Annotated in this window: 13 protein-coding genes and 1 other annotated feature; all 13 genes read left to right on the plus strand. The window is 28.1% G+C overall.

The window, feature by feature from the left end; genetic code table 11:
• Positions 1-456: 456 nt before the first annotated feature.
• The 13 genes from gap (at position 457) to KGF46_RS10195 (ending at position 15342) form a co-directional block, all read left to right on the plus strand.
• A complete protein-coding gene (gene gap / locus KGF46_RS10135) occupies positions 457-1473 on the plus strand; it encodes a type I glyceraldehyde-3-phosphate dehydrogenase (RefSeq protein WP_227828496.1) in 1017 nt (338 codons plus the stop codon).
• A gap of 380 nt (positions 1474-1853) precedes the next feature.
• Positions 1854-3023 carry a hypothetical protein gene (locus KGF46_RS10140; protein WP_227828497.1) on the plus strand — a complete coding sequence of 390 codons (1170 nt, stop codon included), beginning with the start codon at positions 1854-1856 and terminating at the stop codon, positions 3021-3023.
• A 388-nt stretch (positions 3024-3411) separates the two neighbouring features.
• Complete coding sequence (locus KGF46_RS10145; protein WP_227828498.1) at positions 3412-7668, plus strand: 2-hydroxyacyl-CoA dehydratase; 4257 nt, start codon at positions 3412-3414, stop codon at positions 7666-7668.
• Positions 7669-7814: 146 nt separating this feature from the next.
• Positions 7815-8309, plus strand: a complete 495-nt coding sequence (locus KGF46_RS10150) for a methylated-DNA--[protein]-cysteine S-methyltransferase (protein WP_227828499.1) — start codon at positions 7815-7817, stop codon at positions 8307-8309.
• 86 nt (positions 8310-8395) lie between these two features.
• Positions 8396-8773, plus strand: a complete 378-nt coding sequence (locus KGF46_RS10155) for a C-GCAxxG-C-C family (seleno)protein (RefSeq protein ID WP_227828500.1) — start codon at positions 8396-8398, stop codon at positions 8771-8773.
• 344 nt (positions 8774-9117) lie between these two features.
• Positions 9118-9558: a SufBD protein gene (locus tag KGF46_RS10160; RefSeq protein ID WP_227828501.1), complete on the plus strand. Its 441-nt coding sequence runs from the start codon at positions 9118-9120 to the stop codon at positions 9556-9558.
• A 53-nt stretch (positions 9559-9611) separates the two neighbouring features.
• Positions 9612-9764 carry a hypothetical protein gene (locus KGF46_RS10165; RefSeq protein WP_227828502.1) on the plus strand — a complete coding sequence of 51 codons (153 nt, stop codon included), beginning with the start codon at positions 9612-9614 and terminating at the stop codon, positions 9762-9764.
• 532 nt (positions 9765-10296) lie between these two features.
• Entirely contained in the window at positions 10297-11604 is a 1308-nt protein-coding gene (locus KGF46_RS10170) for a hypothetical protein (RefSeq protein WP_227828503.1), read from the plus strand.
• Between the two features lie 85 nt (positions 11605-11689).
• Positions 11690-11949, plus strand: a binding site (T-box leader).
• Positions 11950-12074: 125 nt separating this feature from the next.
• On the plus strand, positions 12075-12878 hold the full coding sequence (locus KGF46_RS10175) for an amino acid ABC transporter substrate-binding protein (protein ID WP_227828504.1): 804 nt from the start codon (positions 12075-12077) through the stop codon (positions 12876-12878).
• Positions 12879-12915: 37 nt separating this feature from the next.
• Entirely contained in the window at positions 12916-13527 is a 612-nt protein-coding gene (locus KGF46_RS10180; RefSeq protein WP_227435933.1) for an amino acid ABC transporter permease, read from the plus strand.
• A gap of 32 nt (positions 13528-13559) precedes the next feature.
• Positions 13560-14231, plus strand: a complete 672-nt coding sequence (locus tag KGF46_RS10185) for an amino acid ABC transporter ATP-binding protein (protein ID WP_227828505.1) — start codon at positions 13560-13562, stop codon at positions 14229-14231.
• Between the two features lie 137 nt (positions 14232-14368).
• Positions 14369-14746 (plus strand): VOC family protein, encoded by a 378-nt coding sequence (locus tag KGF46_RS10190; protein ID WP_227828506.1) that lies wholly within the window; start codon positions 14369-14371, stop codon positions 14744-14746.
• Positions 14747-14979: 233 nt separating this feature from the next.
• Positions 14980-15342: an arsenate reductase family protein gene (locus KGF46_RS10195; RefSeq protein ID WP_227828507.1), complete on the plus strand. Its 363-nt coding sequence runs from the start codon at positions 14980-14982 to the stop codon at positions 15340-15342.
• Positions 15343-15371: the final 29 nt, after the last annotated feature.

A 15371-nucleotide genomic window follows, 5' to 3' on the forward strand; every position in this document is an offset into this window, starting at 1 on the left:
AAGAGATTGTATTATGTGAGTGAGTAAAGTATAAAAATTTATTTTATTCATATAATGATATAATCTCTTTTTTGTTTTATTTTTTTAAGCTGTAAAGTAATCAATACAAAAACATACAAGGATTATTTTTAGGTAATCCTTATATGTTTTGTGTTGAGAGATAATCTTTTAATACATATTGTATTTTCAAATATAAATATAGTTTAAAAATTCAAAAAAATGGTGGTGAAATATGTCCCAAGGGACATTGGGCAAAATACGTCCCTCTAGCCTCTTTATATTAAAAAGTATATACTAAATAAGGGTTAAAAGAGATAAAAATGATACACTAATTGTCTTTTGATAATAAAAAAACACAGAATTTAATTATTTAATCTAGAAAAAGTATTGAACAAATGAATTGTTTAGTGTACAATAATCATGTAAAAACATAGTAATGGAGGGAGACATTTCATAATGAAAATTAAGGTAGGAATGAACGGATTTGGAAGAATAGGAAGAGCTGTGTTGAGAATAGCTCAAGAAGAATTAGGAGATAATATAGAAATTGTAGCCATAAATGCAAGAGCAACAACAGAGTCTTTGGCACATTTATTTACATATGATTCATGTTACGGAACTTTTAGAGGTGAGGTAGAAGCAAAGGATGAAGATACACTAATAGTAAACTCTAAAGAAATAAAAATACTGAGATACAATGACCCAGAAGAATTACCATGGAAAGAATTGGGGGTTGATATAGTTATAGAATCAACAGGATTATTTACACAAAGAGAAAAGTCAGAAAAACACATTAAAGCAGGCGCAAAAAAAGTAATAATAACAGCTCCAGGAAAAAATGAAGATATAACTATAGTTGTTGGAGTTAATGAAGAACAATATGATAATGAAAAGCATAATATAATCTCAAATGCATCTTGTACTACAAATTGTCTAGCACCATTTGCTAAAGTATTGGATGAAAAATTTGGTATAGTAAAAGGTTTAATGACTACTGTACATTCATATACTAACGATCAAAGAATATTAGATAAGAGCCACAAAGACTTGAGAAGAGCGAGAGCAGCGGCTGAATCTATAATACCTACCACTACAGGAGCAGCAAAAGCTGTGTCAAGAGTATTACCACAATTAGAAGGAAAATTAAATGGTTTTTCACTTAGAGTGCCAACACCAACAGTTTCACTTGTTGATTTAGTATGTGAACTTAAAGAAAACGTTACAGCTGAGCAAGTGAATTCTGTATTAAAAGAAGCTGCTGAAGGAGAATTAAAGGGTGTTTTAGGATACTGTGACAAACCACTTGTTTCTATAGATTACAGAGGCGATTCAAGATCATCTATCATAGATGCTCTGTCCACAATGGTTATAGAGGACAATATGGTCAAAGTAGTTTCATGGTATGATAATGAATGGGGATATTCTTCAAGAACTGTTGACTTGGTAAAATATATAGCTGAAAAATTAAAATAGTACATAACTTGAAAAAAAGTTTTGAAAAAATTTTATAAAAATAAAAGAAAGATTATGAAAAATATTGAAGGAAAAATTTTTTCATAATCTTTTTTGGTTCATGTAAAAGATACAAGTTACAACTTGTTAGTGGATATTAGGTCGTTAGAGTGGGATATGTCTATTTAGTAAGAAATTGTATTATTTTATATATGAAAGATAATATGTCGAAAACTTGCAGAAATCTGAAAAATTTTTATTATTGGAATACTGGTTTTCATTTTAAATATGATAAAAAAATGACAAATAAAGTTGCAAAGAGTAATATTTATAAGTATAATTAAAAAAGAGAAAAGGTTTTGTTAAGCTTTACAACAAAAGAAAAGAAGGGATGATTCAAAATGGAGAAGTTAACAGACAGGAGACAGGTTAAGGCAGTAAGCATGGAGACATTCGTTTTCATAATATTACTAATAGTTGGATTTGGCTATGTTGGTAGCATTATGGGAGCAGGAATGATGTTTAAAGTAATAATGAGTACAGCACATGCTTTACTATTAGAGACAGTTTTCTTAATTATGGCTATGGCAGTTCTTGCAGGCGCATTAAGCGCACTACTTTCAGAGTTTGGAGTAATAGCATTAATTAATAAAATTTTCGCTATATTTATGAAGCCTTTATATGGATTACCTGGTGCTAGTATAGCAGGAGCTATAACAACTTATTTATCAGATAATCCAGCTATTATACCTTTTGCTAAAGATAAAACATTCACACAGTATTTTAAACAATATCAAGTTCCAGCACTATGTAATTTAGGAACAGCTTTTGGTATGGGACTTATCTTAACAACATTTATGATATCTCAAGGTACAGAATATGTATTGCCAGCATTGATTGGTAACTTAGGTGCAGTAATAGGTAGTGTTGTAAGTGTTAGAATAATGTTGACATTTACTAAGAAGTTTTATAACTATAATCCAGAAGAAGATAAAGCAGCAGGAACATTAGAGAAAAAAGCTGAATTTAGAGAAATAAGAGAAGGAAATGTATTCCAAAGAGGCTTAGATGCTATTCTTGAAGGTGGTAAGATGGGCGTAGACATGGGAATGGCTATAATCCCTGGTGTCCTAGTAGTGTGTACATTAGTTATGCTACTAACTTTTGGACCATCTACAGACCCTGTTACAGGTCAAGAGGTTTATACAGGAGCTGCATATGAAGGAATAAAATTACTTCCAGTTCTTGGAGATAAGCTTGGATTTATATTAGAGCCATTATTTGGATTTACATCACCAGAGGCAATAGCATTTCCTATAACTTCATTAGGAGCTGTTGGAGCAGCAATGTCTTTAGTTCCAGAATTTATAAAATCAGGAGCTATAACTCCTAATGATATAGCAGTATTTACAGCAATGGGTATGTGTTGGAGTGGATATTTAAGTACACATATTGGTATGATGGATGCATTAAACGCTAGACAATTAGCTGGGAAAGCAATTCTTTCTCATACAATAGGTGGTTTATGTGCAGGAGCAGCAGCTCACTTTATATTTATGCTCGTATCATAAATATGATGAATAGAAATAATTAAAATAAAAAATAATATACAAAAAAATGGTTGTCTATATGCAATAAGAAATTGTGTACTGACAACTATTTTTTTTGAATGAAGATATTTTATAATATATGAACATTAAATTGGTATTAGAGTTAAGTTATATTTATGTAAAAAGTAACAAAAATCTGTAGAAATTTATGACAAAATTTAGTACACTAACTATATGTTCTTATTTAAAATTTAAAGGTATGATTAGAAATTACCTAGTAGAGTAAGATTGATTAATAAAAGAATCATAAAACAAAAATATTAATCATAAAAATTATAAAATAACTTACTTAAAATAAAACCATAGAACTTACAAAAATTAAAAAAGCATATAAGTATGGAGGGGTACAATGGATGAATTATTTCATATAGGAATTGATGTAGGTTCTACAACAGTAAAGGTTGTGGTACTTAATAATAACAATATAGTTCATAAAGAGTATAAAAGACATTATTCTGATGTGAAGAAATCAGTTAAAGAAGTACTAAATGGAATATACGAAAAATTGGGAGATATAAATGCAACCATTATAATAACTGGTTCAGGAGGAATTGGAATCTCAAAAAAACTTGGGGTGAAATTTGTCCAAGAAGTTATATCTAGTACAAAATCAATAGAATATTTCCATCCGGAAACTGATGTTGTTATAGAACTTGGAGGAGAAGATGCAAAAATAACCTATTTAAGTGGAGGAATAGATCAAAGAATGAACGGTATATGTGCAGGTGGTACTGGAGCATTCATAGACCAAATGGCTTCGCTTTTAAAGACAGATGCTAGTGGTTTAAATGAATTAGCTAAAGGCTACAATGTTATTTACCCAATAGCCTCAAGATGTGGTGTTTTTGCTAAAACAGATATTCAACCTCTTATAAATGATGGAGCTAAGCAGACTGATATAGCAATGAGTATTTTTAATGCAGTTGTCGTACAAACAGTAAGTGTTCTTTCTTGTGGAAGAAAAATAGAAGGCAATGTTGCATTTTTAGGTGGGCCATTGTATTTTTTATCTGAACTTAGAGAAGCTTTTAAAAGAGTACTAGATTTAAAAGATGAAAATGTAATTTTCCCAGAAGATGCACAGCTTTATATTGCTATTGGAGCAGGATTATTATCAGTAGATGAAGATAGTATAAAACTTAAATCTCTAATAGAAAAACTAGACAATATAAAAAACATTGAAGATGGAGAGGTAAATTTATTAGAACCTTTATTTAAAGATAGAAATGAGTATGAAGAATTTTTAAAAAGACATGAAAAAGAAAAAATAGATTATGTAGATATAAATTCAATTAATAAAAATTGTTATCTAGGAATTGATGCAGGTTCTACTACTACTAAGGCCGCGCTTATTGATGAAGATGGGAATCTAGTATATTCTTATTATAATAGTAATGAAGGAAATCCACTAAAAACAACAATCAAGGTCATAAATGAAATATATGATATATTACCAAAAGACGTTAAAATCTTGAGTTCAACTGTAACTGGATATGGAGAGGGGCTTATTAAAAAAGCATTAAAAATAGATAATGGGGAAATAGAGACTATAGCACATTATAAAGCTGCTAAATTTTTTAATAAAGATGTAGACTTTATACTTGATATTGGTGGTCAAGATATGAAGTGCTTAAAAATAAAAGATGGTGTAATTGATAATATAATATTAAATGAGGCTTGCTCATCAGGCTGTGGTTCATTTTTAGAGACCTTTGCAAGTTCTTTATCTATGACAATAGAGGAATTTGCACATGAAGGTGTCTATTCTCAAAGTCCTGTAGATTTAGGTTCAAGATGTACTGTGTTTATGAATTCGAGAGTAAAACAATCTCAAAAAGAAGGAGCAAGTGTTGGAGATATATCAGCAGGCTTATCCTATTCTGTAATAAAGAATGCTTTATTTAAAGTAATAAAAATCAGAGATTTAAATGAGATTGGAAATAATATTGTTGTACAAGGTGGAACATTTTACAATGATTTAGTACTTAGAAGTTTTGAAAGGTTAATTGGCAAAAATGTAATTAGACCTAATATTTCTGGAATTATGGGTGCTTTTGGTTCAGCTCTTATAGCCAGAGAGAAGTATGAAAGTGGATATCAAACATCTTTATTATCTAAAGAAGAATTGAATAGTATAAAATTAGAATCAAGTGTAATTAGATGTAAAGGATGCTCAAATCATTGTCTTCTTACAATAAACAAATTTTCTGATAATGAAATTTTTATTTCAGGAAATAGATGTGAGAAGGGAGAAGCCATTTATGGCGATAAAAAGATAGGTTTAGAAAAGAAAAACCCCATAAATCTATTTAAGTATAAATATGACAGGATTTTTAAATACAAACCATTAGAAAAAGATAAGGCAAAAAAAGGAGAGATAGGAATACCAAGAGTATTAAATATGTATGAAGATTATCCATTTTGGTTTACATTTTTCAATGATATGGGATTTAGAGTTGTACTTTCAGATAGGTCATCAAAACAATTATATGAAACTGGTATAACTAGCATTGCTTCTGAAACAGTGTGTTATCCTGGGAAATTAGTTCATGGGCATATAGAAAATCTAATTTCAAAAGGAATAAAAAATATATTTTATCCAAGTGTGACCAATGAAAATAAAGAGGATTTAAGTGCAGATAATTATTATAATTGTCCTGTTGTAATATCCTATTCTGAAGTAATAAAAAATAATGTGGAAAATATAAGAAACAAAAATATAAATTACATAAATCCATTTATTAGTTTAAATGATAAGGCAAAGTTGAAAAAGAGACTTCATGAGGAATTATCAAAACGTTTTACTGGTATAAATATAACTAAGGAAGAAATTAATCATGCAGTTGATAAAGCTACTGATGAACAAAATTCATTTAAAATGGAGATGCAAGCAGCAGGCGAAAGAGCACTTAAGGAGATAAAAGAGAGAAACTTAAAGGGAATTGTATTATGTGGTAGACCATATCATATAGATCCAGAAATAAATCATGGAATGCCAGAGCTTATAAATTCTTTAGACATGGCAGTGCTTACTGAAGATTCTATATGTCACTTAGCAAATATGCAAAGACCACTTAGAGTTGTAGACCAATGGGTCTATCATTCAAGATTATACAAAGCAGCTAGTTTTGTAAGAGATAAAAATTATTTAGAATTGGTTCAACTTAATTCATTTGGGTGTGGCTTAGATGCAGTAACTACAGACCAAGTTCAAGAAATACTTAATGAAAAATCTAAAATATATACTATTATAAAAATTGATGAAGGTAATAATTTAGGAGCTGCAAAGATAAGAATGAGGTCTTTAAAAGCAGCTATGTTTGAAAGAGAAAGTAAAAATATAGATGTAAAAAATATGAAAGTAGATAGAATACAGTATGCAAAGAATAATCAAATAACGAACAAACATACTATATTAGCACCGCAAATGTCACCTATACATTTTCAATTTCTTGAAGAAGCTGTAAATTTGAGTGGATATAAGATAGAAATTTTAAAAGATACAGATAGTAGTGTTATTGAGGAAGGTTTGAGATATGTAAATAATGATGCTTGTTATCCAGCTATAATAGTAGTAGGTCAATTAATAACAGCATTAAAGTCTGGAAAATATGATTTAAATAATACATCTGTTGCAATAACTCAAACTGGTGGCGGTTGTAGAGCTACAAATTATATTGGATTTTTAAGAAAAGCTATGTATGATGCAGGATTTAAAGATGTCCCAGTTATTGCACTTAGTGTAAATGGAATAGAAGATAGTGGAATAATGGATAATGTATCGCTAAAATTAATCAATAGACTTTTTATGGCTGTTGTGTATGGAGATTTATTAATGAAAGTACTCTATAAAGTGAGACCATATGAGAAAGTTATTGGAAGTACAAATGCTCTATATGAAAAATGGGTTGATATATGTAAAAAATCTCTTGTCAAAGCTAAAATTTCTGTATTTACTAAAAATATAAAAGAGATAGTAAATGAGTTTGACAACCTAGAGATATTAGATATTAAAAAACCTAAAGTAGGTTTAGTTGGAGAAATATTAGTGAAATTTCATCCAATTGCAAACAATAATCTAGTGAATATATTAGAGCGAGAAGGAGCCGAAGCAGTTGTACCAGACCTTACAAATTTCTTTTTAAGTTGTGCGTTTAATACTATTTATAAGCACACTCATTTAGAAGGAAGTAGAAAAAGTAGAATGATAGGGGAAGCCTTTATATACATAACAAGTATATACCAAAGGGTATATAAAAAAGCACTTGATAAAAGTAAAAGATTTTATGCTCCAGGAAATATAAAAACAGTTGCGAAGAATACAGAACCAGTAGTATCATTAGGAAATCAAACTGGAGAAGGATGGCTTTTAACAGGTGAGATGGTTGAATTATTAAATGAAGGTGTGGAAAATATCATTTGTATGCAACCTTTTGGATGTTTACCTAATCATATAATTGGTAAAGGTTCCATAAAAGAATTAAAAAGGTTATATAAGAATGCAAATATAATTCCTATTGATTATGACCCTTCTGCAAGTGAGGTGAATCAGCTTAACAGGATAAAACTTATGCTTTCTAAAGCTTTTAAAAATATAGAAGATTAAGGTTTCACATGTTGAAAATTTATAGCTTTCTAAATAAGCTACTATTATATTAATAATTATAAAAAGAGTTACTCTATATTTTTTAGGGTAACTCTTTATTACTTGAAAAATTATATGTATACTAATATAAAAGGGGGGGAAGTTATATGAATTTAGTATATGATGTTTATGAGTCTAAAATAGGAAATTTGTACATATTGAGTGAAGATGGTTTTGTAGTTAGCGTAGATATAGGAGATGAAAAATTTAATAATTTAAAAGAAGAATATATTAAAAAAGGAATAGATATAAAAAGAAGTAAAGAAGATTTAAAAGAAGCAATAAATCAGATAGACGATTATTTTAATGGAAAAAGAAAAAAATTTGATTTAAAAATACGTGTTGATGGTACTGAATTCCAAAAATCTGTCTATGAAGAAATGTTAAAAATACCTTATGGAAAAACACTATCATACTCAGAAATAGCACAAAATATAAATAATCCAAAGTCTGTTAGAGCAATTGGACAAGCAAGTAAAAGCAATAAAATCCCAATAATAATACCTTGTCACAGAGTTGTTGGTAAAAACAATGTTGGTGGATATATGGGAAATCATTCTGACTTAAAAAAAATATTATTAGATTTAGAAAAAAATAGTTAAATTGGTTAAAAGTGATTTTTTTGTTAATATTTGATATAATTATGTTAGAAGAAATTTTTAATTTACGATGATAAGGGGGAGTTTTAATGTGCAATAAAGTTATAGCATCAAAATATCATGAAAAGGGGTTCAATTGTGCAGAGTCAGTTATAAAAGCATATAATGAAGAGTTTAATACAGATATACCAGTTTGTTTAGGTAGTGGATTAGGTTCAGGCTGTGGAGTTGCTAGTTTATGTGGTGCAGTAAACGCCTCAAATATAATAATTGGATATGTAAGAGGTAGAAACCATGAAGGTGAAAGCACTAAAGCTAAAGCATATGCTAAAGATTTGACAACAACAGTAAGAAATGAGTACGGTTCAGAGTTATGTATAGACTTAAAAAAAGATTTAGTTGCATGTAGAGAGATAATGGATTTTGCATATGATAGTTTAAAAGAAACTTTAAAAAAGGAACTATAATAAATATAAGCTATAGAATATAAGCTATTTGATATAATATATTTAATAAGTCTATTATATTATAACTTATTAGTTGCAAATAAAACGCAATGAACTTTAAAAGAATATTAGATTTTATATTATAAAGACGCTCAGAAAGGAGCGTCTTTTTGCTAGTATAATTTAGAAAAAAGTTATATTATTTATTAACAGAATTTAAATGACAGTTGAGTATTAGCATTCATTGATGTAAATCAGCTTAATTAACAGATAATATTTATATAGGTATCTCAATTATTTCTATTTATTTTTTGTTATGTTATACTCAGCTTAAATAAATATTTGTTACAAAGGAGATGAAAGTATTGGAAAATATTGATTTGCTTATTAATGACTTATGTTCAAAAAATCACACTGAAGCATATAAAACTTTTTTATTTCTAGAAAATGAAAGCAAAAAATCAAACATTACGTACTGTTTCTTTGATTATTTTCTAGAGATGATTAATAATGAAAGTTCATATATTCGTACAAGAGGACTGTCATTAATAGTTGCAAATGCTAAGTGGGATACTGATAATAAAATTGAAATGAATATAGATAGTATACTAAGTCACATAGTGGATAAAAAGCCTTCTGTGGCGAGAAATTTTATTCAGTCATTACCTAATATTACAAAATATAAGAAACAACTTATTCATCGTATAAGAAGGGAATTAAGTAATGCAGATATAAGTATTTATAATGATAATATGAAACCATTAGTAGAAAAGGATATAAGTAATACTTTATCTAATCTTGAGTAAAGATATATTATCTAAATTTTACCAGTTGATATCATCATTAGGGATTAATTTTTTTGACAATAGCAAGAAATGTGAAAACAGCTAAGACAGAATTATGTACAATCATACTAGAAGGAGGCATTATGAAAACTAATTTAGAAACAATACAGGATGTAGTTGATAAGGATGGTAAAAGTTTGATTGAATATTGGGTTCCAATTTTATGAGTATTATAATATGCTTGAATATATAGACTAAATAAAAGTAGTAAAAATTGTTGTAATGAGTAAAAGCTTTATATGTTAAAAGAGAATATACATAATTTAATGGTAGTTTTGAAATAACAAATTAAAGCTACCATTTTTATTTTGAAAAATCATTCAATGAAATAGATTCAGTTTGTTAAATGTATTATTTATAAAATTATAGATAATATATTGTTAAAGAAAATATTTGATAAATTAAATGTTTTCTTTGACAATGTATATATATGAATGATAATATCTAAATGAATAAAAGCTTTGGTAGTAAAATGATTTCTTACAATCCACTTTAGGTATTATTAATAAATAAAAAATTTAAAAATACATAATGTGTCTAACAAACGATGATACTAGAATGATACTGTTTTTATAAGAAATTATAAAATACATAATTAATAAAAATAATATATTGAATTATATAATAGATTGGGTTTTACTAAATAAAAAAGAACTGAAATCCCCATGTTATTATACAAAAGCAAAGGTGGGAACAAAAATGAAAGCAATTGATGATGCTATAACATCACCATATTTAAGCTATGATATCAATGAAGATATTAGTATCTATAAAGGTAGATTTTGCATATATTTAGATAAGAAATATAGATGTAATGGAAAAATTTATTATAAAATGACACCTCCAATATCCATAAATTTTAAAGCAGATATAGGTTGCATTGAAGATATAGAAAATGAAGATGATAACTTAGTTTTGGATTATGATAATGCTATTCTTGAGGTCTATGGTTATAAGATTATTTCTATAACAATAAATACTCTAAGTGATTTTGGCATAGAAGGATATATCAATGATGATTGTATAAAATCTAAAAACTCTTATGTTGAACATGTAGATTTTAATATAATAAACTTAGATAAAATACCTGGAAAACTTATAAAATACAATGATAAAGTATATGCAGGTAGGATTGAATTTGATATAAATGATTATGTTGTTACTATAGATAAACGGTATGATTATAGAAAAGAATTAAAGTCAGATTTGAAGTCTAAATCTGGAGCAATAATAACTCATATAGGTAGGATTAGAAGAAAAGATGGTAAAATTTTTAGAACTAATAATACAATAAATCTTTTAGATAGAATAGCAACAGCCTTGAGTTTTATGTGTGGCAGATATGTTGGATTTTGTTTGGCAAAAGGATATAGAAATGGTAATGAAGTTTATAGAATTTGGAATGAGAATCAAATAACACCTTTTAGATATGTACCAACATGGTCAGATACGCTGTCAAATTATCATAATATGGAAAAATATATAAGTCTCATGTGTAAAAAATTAGAAGATTTTTATTATGGTTCTGCGATAAAGAGTGTTGTTGATTGGTATATAGAGTCTCTTGGAAGTGTGACTATGGAAAATAATATAATATCTGTACAGATTGCACTTGAAACTTTGTCATATGTAATGCTAGTAGAGCAGAATAAGGTGCTTACAGATGAAACTTTTGACCATAATTTGGCATCTAAAAATATCAGACTTCTACTTGATATATGTAAGATACCATATGGTAAATATGAGTTAGATATATTTGACAATATGATAAAAAAGAAGTTTGATGATGGAATAGATTTAATTATTTATTTAAGAAATAGTATAGTTCATCCAAGTAGAAAAGCCCATAGAGCTACATTAGAAGTTGAAGACATTTGGAATATAATTTCAATTGGAACAAGATATATTGAGCTTGTTTTGCTTTTTATTTTGGGATATAAAGGAGAGTATTCTAATAGATTGGTAGAACGATGTTATGGTGAGGTGGAAGTTGTGCCTTGGAATTAGATTTTTATATTTATTTTAAAATATATATTGACAGATATTACCTTATGATATAAAATCAATATCATAATAAGAATTCAAAACAACATTAAATGCTACGAAAAGAAATAGTAAAAGTAAGTAATCTTAAACAGAGAGTTTCCGATTGGTGAGAGGAGCAATAGATTTTACTTTGAACACATCTTTGAGCAGGACTCTGAAAGAGTAAAAATACTTTATTAGGAGCTTTCCGGTATCCTTGCACCCGTTATAGTGCTAGAGTATAATTTTATTGTACTTAAAGAGGTTAGTGTCGTGAGGCATTAATGAACAGAGGTGGAACCACGAGATTTAACTCCCGTCCTCTAGCAATAGCTAGAGACGGGAGTTTTTTAATATAATTTTTTAAGCGCGCAGAAAATTATATTGCAACAGATACATTTTTTCTAAAATAATCAAAATATTTAAAAATTTAAAAGATGAGGGAGAATATTATGAAAAATATATTAAAAAAATTAGGATTATTTACAATTATGTTAGGTTTAGTAAGTGGAATGGCAGGTTGTTCAAAATCAGATAATGAAAAGGATAAAAATACTTCAAATACATCAAAAAAAGAGGTAATTGTAGGATTTGATAATACATTTGTACCAATGGGATTTTTAGATGAAAAAGGAGAAACAGTGGGATTTGATGTTGATTTAGCAAAAGAGACATTTAAGAGACTTGGAATGAAAGTTAAATTTCAACCAATAGATTGGTCAATGAAAGAAACAGAGTTAAACGATTCAAAAACTGTAGATGTATTATGGAATGGATATTCTATAACAGATGAGAGAAAGAAAATAGTATCATATACAGAACCTTATTTACAAAATAAACAAATAATAGTTACTTTAAGTGATTCAAAAGTAAATACAAAAGCTGATTTAAAAGATAAAGAAGTTGGAACTCAACAAGGTTCAACAGCTCTTGATGCAGTAGAAAAAGATAAAGATTTTATGAATAGCTTAAAGGGTGGAGCTCCAGTTCTTTATGATACTTATGATAAAGCACTTAGAGACTTAGAAATAGGTAGAACTAGTGCAGTTGTTGGTGATGAAGTTTTAATTAGATACTATATGGGACAAAAAGGTGAAGATAAATATAAAGTATTAAAAGAAGATTTTGGATTAGAAGATTATGTTGTAGCAACATCTAAAGAAAATCCAGAACTTTGTAAGAAAATAAATGAAACATTACAAGAAATGAAAAAAGATGGAGCTTTTGACAAAATTTATGATAAGTGGTTTAAATAAAAGATAAGTTAGCTGTTAAGAAGGGGGCACTAAAGGCATGTTACAAGGTTTAGAAATAGTTATAGCAATGTTTTGTATAACATTGATAGTATCAATTCCATTGGGGATTGGAGTTGCATTTTTAAGATTATCAAAAAATAAATTAATAAGTGGTATTACACAATGTTATATATTAATAATGAGAGGAACACCTTTACTTTTACAAATGATAGTAATATTCTATGGTTTACCTCTTATAGGAATTGTGTTTGACAGATTTACAGCTGGAATAGTAGCTTTCTTCTTAAATTATGCAGCATACTTTGCAGAAATATTTAGAGGTGGAATACAATCAATAGATAGAGGTCAATATGAAGCTTCAAAAGTACTAGGGTTTGATAAATTTACGATGTACAAGAGAATCATATTTCCACAAGTTTTTAAAAGAATACTAGCACCTATTTCAAATGAAGTAATTACATTGGTAAAAGATACATCTTTAGTATATATATTAGGATTAAATGATATTTTAAGAATATCTCAAATAGCAATGAATAGAGAAGCAAGTTTGTTACCACTATTTGAGGCAGGAGCAATATATCTTATATTTGTAGCTATACTCACTAAGGGATTTGAATTACTTGAAAAAAAATATTCTTATTACAGATAAAGCTACAATAATTATAGGAGGAGGTTTTTCATATGTTGAAAATCAGTAATTTAAATAAATCATTTAAAAAAAATAAAGTACTTAAAGATATTTCTTTTGAACTAGAAGAAGGTCAGATTGGTGTCTTACTTGGCAAATCTGGTGCAGGAAAGACTACAATATTAAGATGTATAAATGGTCTTGAAGAATTTGATAGTGGAGAAATTATAATAGATAATGAAATAATAAAAAATAAGAAAGACATGGCAAAAATACGTGGTAAAATAGGTATGGTTTTTCAAAACTTCAATCTATTTCCTCATATGACAGTACTTGAAAATATAATTGAATCTCCAGTTAATGTTTTTAAGGTTCCTAGAGAGGAAGCTGAAAATAGAGCTAAAGAACTTTTGAGACTAGTTGATTTGGAAGATAAATTGAATTCCTATCCATTTGAGTTGTCAGGAGGACAGCAACAAAGAGTTGCAATAGCTAGGTCTTGTGCATTAATGCCAAAAGTTCTCTGTTTTGATGAGCCTACTTCTGCACTTGATATTGATACTATTCAAAAAGTAGTAAATATAATGAATAGGCTTAAAGATAAGGGAATGACTATACTGATAATTACACATGATGTTGTATTTTCAAATAGTGTTGCAGATAAGATTATAAGTATAAAAGATGGTATAGTTGAGGATATTCAAATAAAAGAAAAAATTGTTTAAATTTTTATAAATGAAATTTGTATTAAAATTTTATAAAAAAATAAGGATTGTTTGTCTGATTTTTACAATGAAAAATATAAATTTTAATGTATAATTATATAAAATTTATATTTTGTATCAAGGAGGAGATATTGACCATGCTAACTCCATATTTAACATTTAATGGGACTTGTGAAAAAGCATTTAACTTTTATGCTGAGGCTTTCGGAGGTGGAAAAACTCTGTTTGCACGATTAGATAACAACCCAAGCAATCCTGTTATGCACGCAAGTGTTACTTTCACAAAATATGAAGGTTGTATAATGGGGGCCGATACAAACCAGCCTGTTGTAATTTCTGGAATGGCGATTTGTGTTGTGCTACCGTCTCGAGAAGTAATAGAAGAAATATCTGTAAAACTTGCCGAGGGCGGTACGCTTGTGCAAGGATTTTTACCACACCCACCACCAGATCAAAGTGATGGTGGTGCTGAAGTGCTTGATAGGTATGGGTATACTTGGTATTTGAGTACATAGTTAAAACAAAAAACCTACAACTAATAAGCATAATATAGAGTAGCTAAATTTCAATTTAACAACGTAGTAAAAAAGTCGTGACTTTAAATTGTCATGGCTTTTAATTGTATAAAAATTCAAGAATTTTATTGAAAGCTTAGAGTAATTATGATACAAATTGATTAAAATATACAAATTATGGGTATAAGCATATAAATATTAAGATAAAAAACTAGAAAGGAAGTTTTACTACAATGATTAAATTATATGGATATACAAAATGTTCTACAGTTAAAAAAGCAAAAAATTGGCTTAAAGAAAATAATTTAAAATTTGAGGATATAGACATGGTTCAAAATCCACCAACTAAGGATGAATTAGAGTCAATTTATAATATTAGTGGGTATGATATAAAAAAATTTTTTAATACAAGTGGAATGAAATATAGAGAATTAGGTCTTAAAGATGTAGTAAAGACTGAGCAAGATGATAAACTTCTAGAAATATTAGTAAGCGATGGTATGCTTATTAAAAGACCACTACTATTTGATGGTAAAAATGTACTGTTAGGGTTTAAAGAAGATGTATGGAAAGATATTTTATTAAAGGAAGAATAGAAATCAATGGGTGTATTAGTTAAAATTTT

This window comes from Clostridioides sp. ZZV14-6153 (assembly GCF_020657855.1).
Taxonomy (GTDB): Bacteria; Bacillota; Clostridia; order Peptostreptococcales; family Peptostreptococcaceae; genus Clostridioides.